The sequence below is a fragment of the Nioella ostreopsis genome (genome assembly GCF_004000255.1).
Taxonomy (GTDB): Bacteria; Pseudomonadota; Alphaproteobacteria; order Rhodobacterales; family Rhodobacteraceae; genus Nioella; species Nioella ostreopsis.
Window position 1 is genome coordinate 1 of the sequence record NZ_RCIQ01000014.1, and the last position, 15025, is coordinate 15025.

Below are 15025 nucleotides of genomic sequence, written 5' to 3' on the forward strand. Positions count from 1 at the left end.
CGTGGATGAGTTCGTGTTCTGAGGGCGCTCGGGCTCCTGGATCAATCCGCTAGGCGAGCTCCGCCGCGGTTGCCATGATCGCCACCAGAAGTCGCGTCGCCTGTTCCAGTCGGCCGAAGTCCATCAGTTCCGGCACGTCGCCGCTGGTGTGATAGGGCGGGCCGCTGGCGCCGCCATCGTATAGCCCGATACAAGGGAAGCCCGCCGCCTCGAAGGGCATGTAGTCGCTGTCCCAGATATCCGTCTGTGCCGTCGGAAGGCTCGTATGCTGCCCTGCCAGGGCCACGGCCATCTGCCCATAAGCCCCCGCCGCCGCATTGTTGGCGGGGGTTGCGTTGCCCTGATCATACTCGATGAACAGGGGCGCGGCGGGATTGGGCGGGCGATATCCCAGCATGTCGAGGTTGACCATCAGCTCCACCGGCCAGCGCTGCTGCGTGGCCACGGCGGCACAGCGGGCCGAGCCGATCAGCCCCTGTTCCTCGCCGGTGAAGCCAACGGCCACGATCTGGCGCGTGACCTCCTGCCCCGACAGGATGCGCAGCGCCTCCAGCATCGCGGCGATGCCAGAGCCGTTATCATTGGCCCCCGGTGCGCTGACGGCGGGGTTTTCCGAGGTGGTATCCAGATGCGCGCCAAGAAGGATCACCTCGCGGCCGTCCAGTGGATCGCCCCAGATCACGTTGTTGCGCACCATCCCAGCAGGCAGCGTCACCGGCTGGCGCGAGATTGCCCCTACGGGCCCGGCCTCCGCGAAGGCTGCCGCCATCCAGTCCTCCACCGCACCGTAACCCGGCCCCTCGCTCCACCTTGTACCGAAGCCGGCCAGCGCGTCCACATCCGCGCGCAGCCGCGCCGGGTCAACCTGTGCCACCAGCCCCGCAACGCGCGGGTTCATCTCCGGCACCCGGAAGGCCACCTCTGGGCGCGGCACCTTGCCGGACGCAGCCTGTGCCAATCCCATCCGGGGCAGAAGAGTGGCGGCAAGGCCGCCTATGATCAGCCTGCGTCTGTCGGTCATTTGTAAACGGGCTCCCGTCCCTGCATCCGCGCCATGACGGTTTCCACCTGATTGGGCGCACCCATCAGATCCGCCTGCAATTCCGCCTCCAGCCGCAACCCCTCTGCGGTCCTGTTCGACCACAGCGCATCGACCAGTGCCTTGCTGGCCCGCACCGCATCTGGGGATCGCGCGGCAAGCTCCTGCGCGAAGGCCATCGCCGCCGCGTGGGGATTGTCCGACAGGCGTGTCACCAGCCCCTCGGCCAGCGCCTCCGCGCCGCTCATCACCTGTGCTGTCATGATCAACGCCTTGGCCCGGTCGGCGGGCATCAGGCGCGGCAGGCTCAGCGAAATGCCCATATCCGGGATCAGCCCCCATTTGCCTTCCATGATCGAGAGCTTCGCCCCCGACGCGGCAATGCGGAAGTCAGCGGCCAACGCCAGCTGGATCCCCGCCCCGAAGCAGACCCCGTCAATCGCAGCAATCACCGGCACGGGCAGATCCGCCAATGCCTTGGCCGGGGCCTGAAACCGGTTGGCGTCGCCCTCTGGCGCCAGCATCTCGGCCTTGATTGCATCGAGATTGCCTGCAAACCCCATCAGCACGGATGTATCCATGCCCGCGCTGAAATCGTCGCCCGCGCCGGACAGAACCACCGCCCGCAAGCCCGGCTGACCGGCCAGCATCTCACAGGCGGCGACCAGATCCGCCAAAAGCTCCAGCGTCACGGCGTTCTTCTTCTCGGGCCGGTTGAGCCGCAGCTCCGCAATCGGGCCGTCCGCGTTCAAGATATCTATCAGGGCCATCGGCACCTCCATGCAATGCCTTGCATGGGACGCCGACCTGCCCCGCCGGTCAAGCCTTACCGCGCGTCTGATGAGCCGCGCGCGTGCAGAATGCGCCCGATGAGGTTCAGCAGAAGCTGCGCCGCAAGGATCGCCGTCGTGTCCGTGTGATCATAGGCCGGTGCCACCTCGACCAGATCGACACCCACGATCCGCTGCCGTTTCGCCAGCGCCGCCAGCAGTTCCAGCACCTCGTAATAGAGGAACCCCCCGTGGCTCGGCGTCCCCGTGCCGGGCGCGATCGACGGGTCGAACCCGTCGATATCGATGGTCAAGTAGATGTCCACACCCGCCGGGATACGCGCCAGAACCGCCTCGGTCCCCAGGGCCCGCATCTGCCGGACGGAAAGGATGTCGGAGCCCATCCGGGCGGCATCCTCATAGCCTTCCTTCGCGGTCGATGACACGTTGCGAATGCCAAGCTGCGTCAGCCCGGTCACATGATCCTGCTCCGCCGCGCGGCGCATCGGGTTGCCGTGGCCATGGCGCACCCCGTGCCGTTCATCGACGAAATCGAGATGCGCGTCGATCTGCACGATGTGGATCGGCCCCCGCCCGGCAAAGGCCCGCACGCAGGGGATATTCACCGAATGATCGCCCCCCAGAACCACCGGAAGCGCGCCCTTGGCAAGGATTGCCCGCACCCCCGCCTCGATATTGGCGTGGCTTTGCTCCGTATCCGTGTGGACGATATCGGCGTCACCCATATCCACGATCCGGGTACCGGGGCCGAGGTAGGTCACCCCGTCCTCGTGATCATAAGCCCCGGCATGCCCGAAAGAGAAGAGCGTGGAAGCCTCGCGGATCGCGCGCGGACCGAAGCGCGCACCGGGCCGCCACTGGGTGCCGAAATCGAAGGGCGCACCGAGAATGGCCACATCGGCCTCAAGCTTGTCCCAGTCGGGCTGGTAGTCGTATTTCCCGAAGGTCGCGATACCGGTGAAGGGCAGGTTGAGCCGCCCGCTCTCGTATCCATGTGCCATATGCCGTCCCTTTCAAAGCTCCGGCCAGCTAACCGCCCTGCGCACAGGCTGGCAAGGGGCGGCCAAAATCCTTGCAAGGATTTTCCAACGCCCTTGCAAGGGCGTTCCCCGCTTGACGGCCAGCGCCCGCCCGTGTCCCCTGTTCCGGCAAATGGAAAGGGACAGAATGGCACCGGATCTCAGCAAAGGCGCGGCGTGGATGAAGGGCGAAATCATCCCAATCGGCGAAGCCACCATCGGCGTCACCGACTGGGGCGTCACCCATTCCGACATCACCTATGACGTGGTGCCCGTGGTGAACGGCGCCTTCTTCCGTCTTGACGCCTATCTCACCCGCTTCATGGCCTCGCTCAAGCTCACTCGCATGGACCCCGGCCTCAGCCGCGACGCCATTGCCAAAGCCCTGCACGCCATGGTCGCCGCCTCTGGCCTGCGCGACGCCTACTGCGCAATGGTCACGGCACGGGGCGTGCCCCTGATCCCCGGCAGCCGCGACCCGCGCGACTGCGGCAACCATTTCTACGCCTGGTGCGTGCCCTATATCCACGTCATCAAGCCCGAAACGCTGGACCAGGGCGCCAGTGTCTGGATCGCCGAACACACCCGCCGCATTCCGCCCGACAGCGTCAATCCCCGCGCCAAGAACTACCACTGGGGCGACTTCACCCAGGGGCTCTTCGAGGCAAAGGACGCTGGCTATGAAACCGTGGTTCTGCTCGATCATCAGGGCAACCTGACCGAAGGCCCCGGCTTCAACATCTTCCTGGTCGAGGGCAACACCGTCTTCACCCCCGACACCGGCGTGCTGGAGGGCATCAGCCGCCGCACCGCGCTGGAAATCTGCACCGAGATGGGGCTGGAAAACCGCGTCGAGCCCGTGCCTGCCAGCCGCCTCGACACGGCGGACGAGGTCTTCCTCACCTCCTCGGGCGGTGGCATCCTGCCCATCACCAAGGTCGGCACCCGCATCTTCGGCAATGGCAAACCCGGCCCTCTCGCCGCAAGAGCCCGCGCGACTTACTGGGATTGGGTCAACCGCCCCGATCTGCGCAGCGAAATCGCCTATGCGGATGGACCGCCGCCCGCGTGATCACTTCTTCTGTAGCAATGAAGATGCCCTTTGACAGACTCGCGGAAAAAGCGCTGGCATCGCCCCCGCGCTGCCTGCCCGGCGCGGGGCCTGTCCCCATCCTTTCCACGACCGGACAAGGGCAGGCCGGACCCATAGACAGGATCACGCCCATGATGATGGTGCGTTGCTATCTCGGCCCCTCTTCCATCGAGGGGATCGGCGTCTTCACTGCGACCGACATTCGCAAAGGCGGGCTCGTCTGGCTCTATGACAGCCGCTTCGACGTGTCCTACGAGAAAGAGGACCTGACCCGCGTCCCGCGCCATTTCCGCGAGTTTCTCGAACGCTACACCTATGACCATCCGCGCGATCCCGATTTCATCGTACTCGATTGCGACGAAGGCCGGTTCATGAACCACGCAGACCTGCCCAATGTGGACCTCACCGACCCGAACCGGGGCATCGCCACGCGCGACATTGCAACCGGAGAGGAGCTGACCTGCGATTATCGCAGCTTCACCCATGGCCGAGTGGAGTTCCAACCGTCCCGGCACCGCATCGGTCAGGTGATGGGCACCGCCTGACACTTTCGCCTTGGCAGAAATACCTCCGGGGTTTGGGGTGGAACCCCAAGCGGCCCATTGACGCCCCCGCGCAAGCGGGGGGTGAGGTGGGCCGCCCACGGGTCGACGCCGAAGGCGGCGAAACCGGCAGCACCGGTCAGGTGCGTGCGGGCGAATTTCTGGCGGACGCCTGCCGAAGCAGACAGCATTCGCTTCCGGCTTAATAGAGAGCTCTGCCATATGGACCGTTGCGGCAAGAACCGCTTCTATCGACATCCCTAGTCGGCTCAGAAGAAGGTCAATCCTGTCGCGTATCTGCCGTGTCCGATCGTTGACACCCAGCGTCTTGTCCTCTGCCACAAGTCCGCTCAAGTATCGGGCTCCAGCATGCTCGACGGCAGCGTGGTTAAGCTGCGCTCTCTCTTCCCGGATGAGCACGCACAATGCGGACAATCCCGTTTCGCGAGCACAATAACGCAACTGACATCCATGTGACCACAACGTGCGGACACTTCCGGATTGGTGCCACGCTGGCCGCTGGAGCGTCGGAGCGCCCAAAGGTACAGACGCCGCCGCTTTCGGCCGAAGACAAGCTTGTCGGAGACCGTGAAGCTTTGCAGAGCCCGCGATTTGGTGCAGGCTGCGTCCAAGGGCTCAGGATAGTGGCGGGAAGAGATGGACTGCGAGGCAGACATTGTCATTCACGATGGTCAGGTGGTTACGCCTGACGGTGTCGTCTACGGCGACCTGACGATTGCCGATGGCAAGATCGTTTCGGTCGGATCATCCGATGTCAGCGCGAAAGCACATATCTCGGCCAAAGGAAAACTGGTCATGCCGGGCGGTGTCGATCCGCATGCACATATCGAGCAGATGTCGGGCATGGGGCAGTGGAACGCCGACACGTTCGAAACCGCAACGAGGTCAGCCGCCATGGGCGGCACAACCACCGTGATCTCCTTTGCTGCGCAGGCCGCTGGCCAAACAATCCTCGATACGGTTGCAGATTACGCCGCACGCGCCGCGCGGGGCGCAATGATCGACTACGCCTTTCATATCACGCTGACAGACCTCTCGGTGCGAGGATTCGAGCGGGATCTGGCCGAGATGATCCGGAAGGGGCACCGATCCCTCAAGGTATTCACCACTTACAATATCCAGCTGCATGACGCTGAACTGCTGCAGATCTTTCGGCAGGCGCGGCAGGCGGGGGCGCTGGTCTGTGTCCATGCGGAAAACGACGCGATCATTGCACAGGCGAGAGAGGCACTGATCGCGACGGCTCAGACGGCGCCGCGTGACCACGCAAGGTCTCGGCCCAGAATGGCCGAGATCGAAGCGGTGGAACGCATCTGTCGATTTGCCGAATATCTCGATCAGCCGGTCATGCTGTTTCACATCTCGACACGTGAGGGCGCACAGGCGGTGCGGGCCGCACGAGACAGGGGTGCCCCGGTCTGGGCCGAAACCTGCCCGCATTACCTGTTCATGACAGAGGACGTGTTGGACCGGCCCGGCTTGGAGGGTGCCAAGTGGATGTGCTCGCCGCCGCAGAGACGCGCCGCGGATCAAGACGCGTTATGGCAGGCCCTTGGGGATGGCACACTGTCCCTGGTGTCTTCCGATCACTCCCCCTACCGCTATGACGAAACCGGCAAGCTGGCCGCCGGTGCGGATGCCGGATTCCATCAGATTGCCAACGGGTTGCCAGGGCTGGAAACGCGCCTGCCGCTGATGTTCGACGCGATGGTGTCGAAGGGCCGGGGTGGTCCCGAAGGCTTCGCCGAACTGACCGCCCATGCGCCTGCGCGGCTCTACGGGCTCGCGGGCAAGGGGGGCATCGCCGAGGGAAAGGATGCGGACATCGTGATCTGGGACCCGGACAAGACGGTCACCTATGGTGCCAATGACCTGCACGACAATGTGGGCTACAACCCATGGGAGGGCCACAGTGTCACCGGGTGGCCTGAACAGGTTCTTCTGCGCGGAAAGACAATCGTGAAAGACGGACGGCTTTGCACAACCCCTGGCAGCGGGAACTGGGTGGACCGCCCGGTTCTGGCCACTCAACCGACCGGAAAGGGCGGCTTGACACCATGAGACCGGACGCACCCAACCAACTGGCCATCACGTTCTTCTATTACCGCGATCTTCCAGCCGCCATGCGGTTTTACGAGGACGTCCTGGGCCTGACACTGGCGATCGATCAGGGGTGGAGCAAGATCTACGAGATCTGTCCCGGGGCCCATGTCGGGTTGGTGGACGAGACCCGCGGGATGAACAAATGGGCCCCGACCAAGCCGGTGCAGCTTTGCATTCGGGTGTCGGATGTCGATGGCTGGTACGACTACGCCCGTGCAAAGCAACTGGCGAACCTATCTGAGCTCTTCGTCAACGACGAGATCGGCATCCGCGCCTTCGTCTTCAATGACCCCGAAGGCTATCAGATCGAGATCCAGTCGGCCACGCGGGCTGGCGCATGACCACGCTTGTCGTCATCAATCCGAACTCGTCTCAGACAGTCACCGATGGGATCGACGCAGCCATAGACCCTTTGCGGAGCTTCGGCATCCCGATCCGCTGTCTGAGCCTGGCCGAGGGCCCGCCGGGCATCGAAAACCAGCGTCAGGCGGACCTGACCATTGCCCCGATGCTGCAGCTTGCAGCGGCACAGAAGGACGCCGCCGGATACGTGATTGCCTGTTTCGGTGATCCGGGACTTCAGGCCCTGCGCGACCAGACCGTGCTGCCCGTGGTCGGCATTCAGGAAGCGGCTGTCATGACCGCGCTGACCCTTGGGCAACGGTTTGGCGTTATCGCCATCCTGCCTGCCTCGATACCGCGTCATCTAAAAGCTTTTGGCGCTATGGGGGTGCTTGACCGGCTGGCGGGCGATCGCGCCCTCGGGTTGGGCGTGGCGGACCTTGCCGACCCGGGCAAAAGCCTCGACGCGATGATCGCCACCGGCAAGCGCCTGCGCGACGAAGACGGGGCGAACGTGCTGATCATGGGCTGCGCCGGAATGGCCATGTATCGAGACCAGCTGCAAGAGGCGACAGGCCTGCCGGTTGTCGAGCCGACCCAGGTTGCCGTGAGCATGGCACTGGGGCAGATCCAACTGGGCCTTTCACATAGACTGCAAAGAACTGATCATGCTTGATGAAACCACCAAAGGCGTCTTCACCATCGCCGCCACTCCGTTTCTGCCAGATGGTGCACTGGATTTTGACAGTATCGACCGGATGGTCGACGCCTACGTGGAAAAGGGCGCTAATGGCCTGACAATCCTCGGCATGATGGGCGAGGCGGGCAAGCTGTCGGCCTCGGAATCCGTGGCCGTCGTTCGACGCGTGACCTCGCGCTGTCAGGTGCCGGTGGTCGTCGGGGTGTCGGCGTCCGGCTTTGCGGCGATGACAGCGCTGAGCAACGAGGCCATGGCAGCGGGCGCAAGCGGTGTGATGGTCGCCCCGCCCATGGGCCTGCAGACAGACGCACAGATCACCAGCTATTTTCACAACACTGCGGATGCCCTCGGGGACATTCCGTTTGTCTTGCAGGATTTTCCATTGGCGACAGGCGTGCAGATCTCGCCCTCGGTGATCCTGCAGATCGTCGAGGATTGCCCCACCTGCGTCATGCTCAAACACGAGGACTGGCCCGGTCTTGAAAAGATTTCCGCATTGCGCAGGGCCTCGGACGCGGGCAGCCGACGCATTTCCATCCTCTGCGGGAACGGTGGGATGTTCCTGCTGGAAGAAATGATGCGAGGCGCGGATGGCGCGATGACAGGGTTCGGATACCCCGAGATGATGCGCCAGGTCCTTGATGCCTTTCAAGCGGGCGACATCGATCGTGCACGTGACATCTTTGACGCCTACCTGCCCATGATCCGGTATGAATCCCAGCCCGGCATGGGCCTCGCCATCCGGAAATACTCGCTGGCACGCCAAGGAATTATTGCCCATCCAACCCTGCGCAAACCGGGTGCTGGCCTGACCCCCGCGACGAAAGCCGAGATTGACGCACTTGCCGCGCGTCAGGAAAAACGTCTGTCGGACCTGGGGCTGTAGAGCAAATCGGTTATTTTGCACAAATCCTGTGAGGGCCGGAGTTCCCCATTCCCCGGAGGGATTTTTCCCACGGCCTTTGTGACAGGTCTGCCGAGAGCGGTTTAGCCGATTAGAACGGCGATGCGGACCAGGATTTTTGCGACCAGCCGGTCGACGCCTCTCGACATCAGGAATTGGCCGAGACGCTTGATGCAGGTCCACCCCTGACCGCCAGTGCATCTCTGAAAGAAATGCGACGAGAGGGTCCGTCTCGACGCGGCTTCGGCTGTGGTATCCGCTTCAACCCCGCCACAATGCCTTGCTGAGAAAAGGTGTGTTCCTCTTCATTGCATTTGAGGGGATTAGCGACGCCGATTTACGAGGGTGTATCGAAAACGGGGTAGAGGTCAGTCAGGTCAATTCATCCGTCCACACCTTGAATTCCGTCAAGATGTTTACCCCGAATGTCTGGGTCAGCGGCACATCGGCGGCATCGCGACCGCGCGCGATCAGGATTCTCGCAAACCTCGGTTTGTTGTTCCGGGGATCGAATATGTGCCAGTCTCCGGAAAGGAACACCTCCATCCACGCGGCAAAATCCCCAGGAGGATGAGGGAAAGGGTCACCGATGTCGCTCAGATATCCGGTGCAGTAACGTGCGGGAATGTTCATGCAGCGACACAAGGCGATAGCGAGATGGGCGAAGTCGCGGCAGACCCCCTGCCGCTCGGCAAGGGTCTGCGATGCGGTGCGCGTCGCTTGCGCCTTCATATAGTCGAAGCGGACATGTCTGTGCACGAAATCGCAGATCGCCTGGACGCGGGGCCAACCGGGTTGCGTGGTCTCGAAAAGTCGCCAGGCTTCCTCCGAAAGCAGATCGGTATCGCAATACCGGCTTCCTTGCAGGAACTGGAGGGTTTCGAACGGCAGGTCCTGAACGGCATGCTGCTGAGCGTCCGGGGAGACGGGATCGGGCTGGCCCGTATCGCGAAAGATGCCATCCGTCGACAGGCAAAAGTCGCCGGCAGGAGCCACGAGGCGCGTACACCAGTTGCCGAAACCGTCGCGGTAGCTTTCGAGCGGTACGCTCGGCGACGTTACGAGGTAATCCGCGCGTTCCAGATCGCCGAAACGCGAATAGTGGACGTTCAGCACCGCGATCAGCGGCGTCGGCTGGGGCAGGCTGTATCGCAGGCGACACCCGATGCTGACGCGCATGCCGGATAGAGGGCCGCGCGTCGCCGTTTCACCTTTACCTTCCAAGGATGCATGCCCCATCGGAGAGTTGGTAGCCCCGATTGCAACTCCACCGGTTGCCGGAGCGATTGAGATGGGCGTTCTGCGGCACATCAATGGCAATGCAGCCGCCGCTCTGCAACTCGTATCCACGCTCACAGCGCCAGCCGGGTCCGTAGGAGTCCTGTTCCAGAAAAGCGTTTGCCGGCAGCACAATGGCGTCGCAGCGACCGTCAACCTCCACGAAGCCCCTCTCGCAATCCCATGCCGCTCCGTAATCTGCATTTGTGAGATAGCCGTTTGCAGGCACGGCGATCGGCTGGCAGGATCCCGCGTCTGCCACGAAACCGCGATGGCAAGACCAACCTGCGCCTGAATTTTCCTCTGTCAGATAGGCATGTTCGGGCAGATCGATGGACACACAGGCGTTGCGCTCTTGCCGATAGCCGCGGTCGCATTGCCAATCATAGCCGGAAGACCGGAGGAACGCGTTTGCGGGCACCGGGATTGGATCGCAGGACGCCCCGTTCACCACCTCGTAGCCACGCTCGCACTCCCACCCCGTCCCGTAGGAGCGCCCGGTTGGATAGGCGTGCTCGGGGATGTCGAGCGCAAGGCATTCGGCGCCCTCGACCCGGTAGCCAAGATCGCAGACCCAACCGTCGCCATAGCTGCGGGGCTGGGCGTTTGTGGGCACCGGGCCAATGCCGTCCTGCGCAAGGACAGGGACGCCGAAGGAGGCGATCAGACAGACCATGAGTGCCATCTTCGTGACCAGCCACGCCGCGGGATGTCCTGTTGGTTCCTTGGCCTGTCTCATCGCCGCTTGCTCCTTGGCGGACCAGAGTCCGCCGGTTGCCGCGCGTGTCTTCGATAGCCCAAGTGAGAGCGTTCCGGCCAATCGTCGGCTCCGCGCAACGGATGGCGGGGATCTCCTGGAGATCGGTCCCGATGGCATTCCTTCGTTCTCAGCGACCTGGAGCGAGAAGTCCTGCGGGACTGTCGGATGATTGCGACCGGTCATTGGGGCGACAGCTTGTGCAAGGCCGCAGCGGCGAGAGCATGTTCCTTCTGGTGGTAGTCGCCGCAGAACTTGCCGTTGACTTGCACCTCCCAGATTCCGTTTCGTTCGCGTATCTGAACCCCATCGCGCTGCGCTGACTGGTTCATGGAGGAATCCTGCCCTCTACCGCTTCCCGGCGGCACATGTTTCTTGTCGGTCACTTCCGGCTCCTTCGCCTTGCGCGCACGCACGTCTCCGAGGAGCATCACGGCGCGAATGAATTCTTCCGCATAATCATCGGTTTCACGGTGGTCATGTTCATGCCGGACCATACTCATCGGTTCGACGAACCGTTCTCGCAGGTGGTCTATGAAACGCGGTTCCGTCCGTGCCATGTAGGCGATCAGCGCCTGCAGAACCCGTTCATGGGCAAGCACACGCCGTTCGAGATCTGTCGTCTCCGAAGCCCGAGGCAGAAGGGTTTCCGCTTGTGTCATGACCTGTTTCGCCCCCAGCAGATTGATGTTGGTTTGCCTTGTCTCGTTCAAAGATCGAGTTCCGCGAGACACGCCTGCGCGATGTCGCGGTCCGGATCGTCGGTTCCGGGCATGGTCGCCCAGCCCGCATCCATGAGCGCGTCGCGCCGCTGGTAGGTCGCGGCGGCGCGGATCGTCTCCAGTATCTCCGCCCGTTCCGGGTCGGAGAGCGCGATATCGAGACAGACCGGCACCATGGAGGCAACCACGCTATCGCGAGACATCGCCATCGCCCTGTCATTCGAGGTGCCACCGGTTACCCAGCCGCCCCAGCTGAAGCCGACCACGCCGACGAAAACCGCGCCGATCACGGCACCGTAGACACCGGGTTTGAGCCATTCGGGAGTATTCATGTTTCATCCTCCTGCGGGGAAAGCGCCGCATCGCTTTGATCGTTCTTCTTGGTTGCGCCCTGATCCCGTCCCAGCGCCTCTGGCAGATCGCTGTCGGAAATTGCGCGTCGCTCGGAGCGTCCCGCATGACGGCCCCTGCCGCGCACCGTCAGATAGGTTGCCGTCCGACGGTAGGCCTCGAAGCTCAATCCTTGCAGCAGCTCTTCTTCGACGAGAATTTCGTAGTCTCCAGCGGGCAGTTCGTCGGAGTATCCCGATAGGGTGAACGGGGTCGAAAACGTCACCGTCGATCTTGTCGACCGCATGTTCATCTATGGTCTCCACGATGTTGGTGGCTTCGTCGTTCGTCGCTGCAGAGGACCCCATGGTCACCGGGTCGGACCAGTCGACGATTTCCCTTTTCTAGCTCATGATTGTTGGCCTTGCGCTGACACAGGTTAGTCCCCGGCGCCGACCCCTTTGCGCCCTCGCCGTTCACAGACGCCGACACTGACCTGTGTAAGGGCGCCAGGATCGGCCTGCGTCTATGCAGTGGGAAACAGTGGCGAGTTGCGCCCCTGCAACCAAGGAATGGAACGACGATGGCCGCACATGATGTCCTCAACCCGCACCCGCCCGAATTCGAACGATTTCTTTATGCCTCGGTCGGCGAGGACCGGAACGGCTATGTCGTGACAGTCCTCTCCACGCTCGCGCGCCTCGGCCTCGATCCTTGGAAAGAAACCGCTGAACTGGTCGCGTTGGGGCGTAATGCTGCGCAGACGCGGTTGGGAACGCGGCTTGCTCGATTTCGGGATGTTCCCAAGCTTGCAAGCGATCACGGCAGAGTCGCACGAGACCTGAGCCAGTTGCTTCCCGAAGGCCGGACGTCAGGCACCCTGAAGCGCGCTGCCGCGACGGTCGCCGACGGTCACCCGAGCTCAAGCGGAGCAATTTGGGCGGTCCTCGCGATCATCTTTGTGCTGTTTCAGGTGCTGACGTTTGGCGGGTGGGGGTCAGGCGAATGACAGTTTCCACGCAGCCCAGAAAGACAATAGGCCATGCGGCGCACAAGACTGGGACGCTATCGCCTGACGTACAAGGCGTACTATGGGACATGGAGGAACAGTTCTGGACCAGTGGGATCGACAATGCGCGGGCGACGACAGCGCCCAACGCCGTCATGGTCTTTCCCTATCCACCCGGCATTCTTCAGGGCGACCAGATCTGGACCCATCTGCGCGAACGAACCGGCTGGCGCTCCGTCCTCTTGGCCGAACGGCGCGTGACACGGTGTCGTGACATCGCCATTCTCACCTACCGGGTCTCGGCTGAGAAACCCGATGTGCCGATCTACAAAGCACTCTGCGCCTCCACATACCTTCACGACGACGACAGATGGCTGAGAGTTTCCCATCAGCAAACGACTGTCACTTGAAGTAAAGCTTGGCACTGCATCACCCAGGTCGGAACGTCCATGAGAGGACAGTCCAGATGGCTCCCACACAGAACAAGACCGGTGAGACCAACAAGAAACTCGATGCCGCGACCCAGCCTCTCGCGGAACCTCCGGCACCTGACGTGATCTCCGGGGTCGCCTGCCCTGCCAGACGAAGGAGGACCGCCCTGTTATTTCAGGAGCGGTCCGGTCTGGTCCAGATAGGCCGGATCGAACTCGGCAAGGTCCACCAGCCCGCCATAGTCGTGAAACGTCACTTGTCCGTCCCGAAAGGTCACCAATTCACGTTCGCGAAGCTGGCGCAGGACGCGGTTCACGTGGACCGCGCTCAGCCCCAGCGTATCGGCGAGGTGATACTGTGTCAGCGGGCAGTCGAACCCGTCCTTGCCGCCCATGCCGACCAGCGCAAGCCGCGATCCCAGCTCCAGCAGGAAGTGCGCCATACGGGCGTCCGCATCACGCCGTCCGATTCCGACCAGATGCTCGACCACCATCGCCTCGTCCCGTGACGCCGCCCACAGAATTGCAGTCGCCAGGCGAGGGGTCTGCGCGAACGCTTCCAGCAGGTCGACCGCCATCACTTCGGCAGCCTCGATATCCACGATCGGCTCGAAACTGTGGTCCGAGGTGCGCAGGAGAACGCTCCGCAACCCCAGAAAATCCCCCGGCACCTGGACATCCACGATCTGCCGCGTCCCGTCGGCCTGTAGCTTGTAGGAACAGACCCATCCTGCGGAAAGAATATAGGCGGCCTGAGCTGTCTGGCCCTGATGCACCATATCGCGCCCCGCGACGAAGGATCGACGACGCTGGTGCAATCGTTCAAGGACGGCCAGCTCGACATCAGACAGAGCGATGAAGGCCGAGAGCTTGCGCGTCAGAGGGCTGTGTTCAGCTGAAGTCATGGGGCCCCTCGGTTTGTCTTGACCCAAGAGCGGAAATCGGCCCGGACACTGCTCTGGATCAGTCCAGCATAGAGCACTTTCTGCAAGAAGCACGGATGCATTTGAGCCTCACCTTTTCCCGGTTCACAATGCCAAGAAAGGAATCCCGGATGTCCACGGCGAGCGAACATGCAGGCGAGGCCGCCCTATCGATCTGCGAGGCACTGCTGCTTGCCATGAACGATCGCGGGCTGCTTCCGGAGCACGAGATCGTAGGGGTTCTTCGCGACGCCGCAGCGACGCATGAGAACGCCATCGGCACCGAATTCGAAACGGAAAGGCACCGAGCCGTCGCAGACTTGATCAACGCGATCATCGCTGGCGGTGACGCAGTTCGTCGCTTCTGAGGAAGAGCGTCGACGGTGCTGGCAGGCGGCTTTTTTTCGATACGGCGGTGTCGGACCGATTCCGACCAGTTTCCACAAGCACGGTGGACCTGCCCCGGTGCTGTCAGACGAATTCGTCTCGGCAAGGGCAGGTGCGTGTTCTCGGCCCGATCAATCAACTCGCGACCCGTTTCCTGACGGTGGCGAGCACTGATTTCCTTGAGGGCAGCACCGCAGGGCCGGAGCCTGTCTGTAACGATCGCTTCCGGGCGCCCGGGCTTACGCATTGCTTTACTGAGAAAATTCAGCGCGGCCTTCTTATCACGCCTCTTCGTGACATAGCTTTCCAGGACCTCACCTTCGTGATTAACAGCCCGCCACAGGTAATGACGTTTGCCGTTGATCTTCACGAAGATCTCGTCGCGGTGCCATTTCCAGCGGATCGACTTCGGCTCCATGATCCGTCGATTTCGAATTTCCGATGCAAGCACCGGGCCGAACCTATGCCACCAGTAGCGCACTGTTTCGTGACTGACGTCGATGACCCGTTCATGGAGCAGATCCTCGACAGTGTGAAGCGCCAGCGGAAACCGGACGTTGAGCAGTACCGCCAAGCGGATGATCTTTGGGCGCGTCTTGAAACAGCGGAAGGGGCTGCGTTTGGTTATCTGCGA

Annotated in this window: 18 protein-coding genes; 8 read left to right on the forward strand and 10 right to left on the reverse strand. The window is 62.6% G+C overall.

Annotation, left to right across the window (positions count from 1 at the left end; genetic code table 11):
• Positions 1 to 49: 49 nt before the first annotated feature.
• Genes EP237_RS14540 through speB form a run of 3 tightly spaced genes read right to left on the reverse strand, consistent with a single transcriptional unit; the run spans position 50 to position 2831 of the window.
• A complete protein-coding gene (locus EP237_RS14540) occupies positions 50 to 1021 on the reverse strand; it encodes a M28 family metallopeptidase (protein ID WP_127561633.1) in 972 nt (323 codons plus the stop codon).
• A complete protein-coding gene (locus EP237_RS14545; RefSeq protein ID WP_127561634.1) occupies positions 1018 to 1809 on the reverse strand; it encodes a crotonase/enoyl-CoA hydratase family protein in 792 nt (263 codons plus the stop codon). The genes EP237_RS14540 and EP237_RS14545 overlap by 4 nt, the downstream gene beginning before the upstream one ends.
• Before the next feature lie 56 nt (positions 1810 to 1865).
• Positions 1866 to 2831 (reverse strand): agmatinase, encoded by a 966-nt coding sequence (speB, locus tag EP237_RS14550; protein WP_127561635.1) that lies wholly within the window; start codon positions 2829 to 2831, stop codon positions 1866 to 1868.
• Between the two features lie 166 nt (positions 2832 to 2997).
• Between speB and EP237_RS14555 the strand changes: the two genes are divergently transcribed.
• The 6 genes from EP237_RS14555 to EP237_RS14580 all read left to right on the forward strand — a co-directional run bounded on the left by EP237_RS14555 (position 2998) and on the right by EP237_RS14580 (position 8536).
• Positions 2998 to 3921, forward strand: a complete 924-nt coding sequence (locus EP237_RS14555) for an aminotransferase class IV (RefSeq protein ID WP_127561636.1) — start codon at positions 2998 to 3000, stop codon at positions 3919 to 3921.
• Between the two features lie 152 nt (positions 3922 to 4073).
• Positions 4074 to 4487, forward strand: coding sequence for an SET domain-containing protein (locus EP237_RS14560; protein ID WP_164744714.1), 414 nt, complete (start codon positions 4074 to 4076; stop codon positions 4485 to 4487).
• 654 nt (positions 4488 to 5141) lie between these two features.
• The gene (hydA, locus tag EP237_RS14565; protein WP_127561638.1) at positions 5142 to 6566 is read left to right on the forward strand and encodes a dihydropyrimidinase; all 1425 of its coding nucleotides are present in this window, start codon (positions 5142 to 5144) and stop codon (positions 6564 to 6566) included.
• Positions 6563 to 6949 carry a VOC family protein gene (locus EP237_RS14570; RefSeq protein ID WP_127561639.1) on the forward strand — a complete coding sequence of 129 codons (387 nt, stop codon included), beginning with the start codon at positions 6563 to 6565 and terminating at the stop codon, positions 6947 to 6949. Before hydA ends, EP237_RS14570 begins: the two co-directional genes overlap by 4 nt.
• The gene (locus EP237_RS14575) at positions 6946 to 7626 is read left to right on the forward strand and encodes an aspartate/glutamate racemase family protein (RefSeq protein WP_127561640.1); all 681 of its coding nucleotides are present in this window, start codon (positions 6946 to 6948) and stop codon (positions 7624 to 7626) included. Before EP237_RS14570 ends, EP237_RS14575 begins: the two co-directional genes overlap by 4 nt.
• The gene (locus EP237_RS14580; protein ID WP_127561641.1) at positions 7619 to 8536 is read left to right on the forward strand and encodes a dihydrodipicolinate synthase family protein; all 918 of its coding nucleotides are present in this window, start codon (positions 7619 to 7621) and stop codon (positions 8534 to 8536) included. Before EP237_RS14575 ends, EP237_RS14580 begins: the two co-directional genes overlap by 8 nt.
• A gap of 390 nt (positions 8537 to 8926) precedes the next feature.
• Here EP237_RS14580 and EP237_RS14585 read toward each other — a convergent pair whose 3' ends face one another.
• The 5 genes from EP237_RS14585 to EP237_RS14605 form a co-directional block, all read right to left on the reverse strand.
• Positions 8927 to 9733, reverse strand: coding sequence for a transglutaminase-like domain-containing protein (locus EP237_RS14585; RefSeq protein WP_127561642.1), 807 nt, complete (start codon positions 9731 to 9733; stop codon positions 8927 to 8929).
• A 34-nt stretch (positions 9734 to 9767) separates the two neighbouring features.
• Complete coding sequence (locus tag EP237_RS14590) at positions 9768 to 10571, reverse strand: hypothetical protein (RefSeq protein WP_127561643.1); 804 nt, start codon at positions 10569 to 10571, stop codon at positions 9768 to 9770.
• 200 nt (positions 10572 to 10771) lie between these two features.
• The gene (locus tag EP237_RS14595) at positions 10772 to 11251 is read right to left on the reverse strand and encodes a hypothetical protein (RefSeq protein WP_240661650.1); all 480 of its coding nucleotides are present in this window, start codon (positions 11249 to 11251) and stop codon (positions 10772 to 10774) included.
• A gap of 47 nt (positions 11252 to 11298) precedes the next feature.
• A complete protein-coding gene (locus tag EP237_RS14600) occupies positions 11299 to 11643 on the reverse strand; it encodes a hypothetical protein (RefSeq protein ID WP_127561644.1) in 345 nt (114 codons plus the stop codon).
• Complete coding sequence (locus EP237_RS14605) at positions 11640 to 11948, reverse strand: hypothetical protein (RefSeq protein ID WP_127561746.1); 309 nt, start codon at positions 11946 to 11948, stop codon at positions 11640 to 11642. Before EP237_RS14605 ends, EP237_RS14600 begins: the two co-directional genes overlap by 4 nt.
• Before the next feature lie 276 nt (positions 11949 to 12224).
• On the opposite strand from EP237_RS14605, the gene EP237_RS14610 reads away from it, so the two are divergent.
• Positions 12225 to 12650, forward strand: a complete 426-nt coding sequence (locus EP237_RS14610) for a hypothetical protein (protein WP_127561645.1) — start codon at positions 12225 to 12227, stop codon at positions 12648 to 12650.
• 89 nt (positions 12651 to 12739) lie between these two features.
• Complete coding sequence (locus tag EP237_RS14615; protein ID WP_127561747.1) at positions 12740 to 13060, forward strand: hypothetical protein; 321 nt, start codon at positions 12740 to 12742, stop codon at positions 13058 to 13060.
• A 191-nt stretch (positions 13061 to 13251) separates the two neighbouring features.
• Here EP237_RS14615 and EP237_RS14620 read toward each other — a convergent pair whose 3' ends face one another.
• The gene (locus EP237_RS14620; RefSeq protein WP_127561646.1) at positions 13252 to 13986 is read right to left on the reverse strand and encodes a Crp/Fnr family transcriptional regulator; all 735 of its coding nucleotides are present in this window, start codon (positions 13984 to 13986) and stop codon (positions 13252 to 13254) included.
• A 58-nt stretch (positions 13987 to 14044) separates the two neighbouring features.
• Positions 14045 to 15019 carry an IS6 family transposase gene (locus EP237_RS23790; RefSeq protein WP_338068184.1) on the reverse strand — a complete coding sequence of 325 codons (975 nt, stop codon included), beginning with the start codon at positions 15017 to 15019 and terminating at the stop codon, positions 14045 to 14047.
• Positions 15020 to 15025 lie beyond the last annotated feature (6 nt).

Coding starts and splice junctions, on each gene's coding strand:
- EP237_RS14540 (WP_127561633.1), bottom strand. CDS start 1,021: ATGACCGACAGACGCAGGCTGATCATAGGCGGCCTTGCCGCCACTCTT.
- EP237_RS14545 (WP_127561634.1), bottom strand. CDS start 1,809: ATGGCCCTGATAGATATCTTGAACGCGGACGGCCCGATTGCGGAGCTG.
- speB (WP_127561635.1), bottom strand. CDS start 2,831: ATGGCACATGGATACGAGAGCGGGCGGCTCAACCTGCCCTTCACCGGT.
- EP237_RS14555 (WP_127561636.1), top strand. CDS start 2,998: ATGGCACCGGATCTCAGCAAAGGCGCGGCGTGGATGAAGGGCGAAATC.
- EP237_RS14560 (WP_164744714.1), top strand. CDS start 4,074: ATGATGATGGTGCGTTGCTATCTCGGCCCCTCTTCCATCGAGGGGATC.
- hydA (WP_127561638.1), top strand. CDS start 5,142: ATGGACTGCGAGGCAGACATTGTCATTCACGATGGTCAGGTGGTTACG.
- EP237_RS14570 (WP_127561639.1), top strand. CDS start 6,563: ATGAGACCGGACGCACCCAACCAACTGGCCATCACGTTCTTCTATTAC.
- EP237_RS14575 (WP_127561640.1), top strand. CDS start 6,946: ATGACCACGCTTGTCGTCATCAATCCGAACTCGTCTCAGACAGTCACC.
- EP237_RS14580 (WP_127561641.1), top strand. CDS start 7,619: ATGCTTGATGAAACCACCAAAGGCGTCTTCACCATCGCCGCCACTCCG.
- EP237_RS14585 (WP_127561642.1), bottom strand. CDS start 9,733: ATGCGCGTCAGCATCGGGTGTCGCCTGCGATACAGCCTGCCCCAGCCG.
- EP237_RS14590 (WP_127561643.1), bottom strand. CDS start 10,571: ATGAGACAGGCCAAGGAACCAACAGGACATCCCGCGGCGTGGCTGGTC.
- EP237_RS14595 (WP_240661650.1), bottom strand. CDS start 11,251: ATGACACAAGCGGAAACCCTTCTGCCTCGGGCTTCGGAGACGACAGAT.
- EP237_RS14600 (WP_127561644.1), bottom strand. CDS start 11,643: ATGAATACTCCCGAATGGCTCAAACCCGGTGTCTACGGTGCCGTGATC.
- EP237_RS14605 (WP_127561746.1), bottom strand. CDS start 11,948: ATGCGGTCGACAAGATCGACGGTGACGTTTTCGACCCCGTTCACCCTA.
- EP237_RS14610 (WP_127561645.1), top strand. CDS start 12,225: ATGGCCGCACATGATGTCCTCAACCCGCACCCGCCCGAATTCGAACGA.
- EP237_RS14615 (WP_127561747.1), top strand. CDS start 12,740: ATGGAGGAACAGTTCTGGACCAGTGGGATCGACAATGCGCGGGCGACG.
- EP237_RS14620 (WP_127561646.1), bottom strand. CDS start 13,986: ATGACTTCAGCTGAACACAGCCCTCTGACGCGCAAGCTCTCGGCCTTC.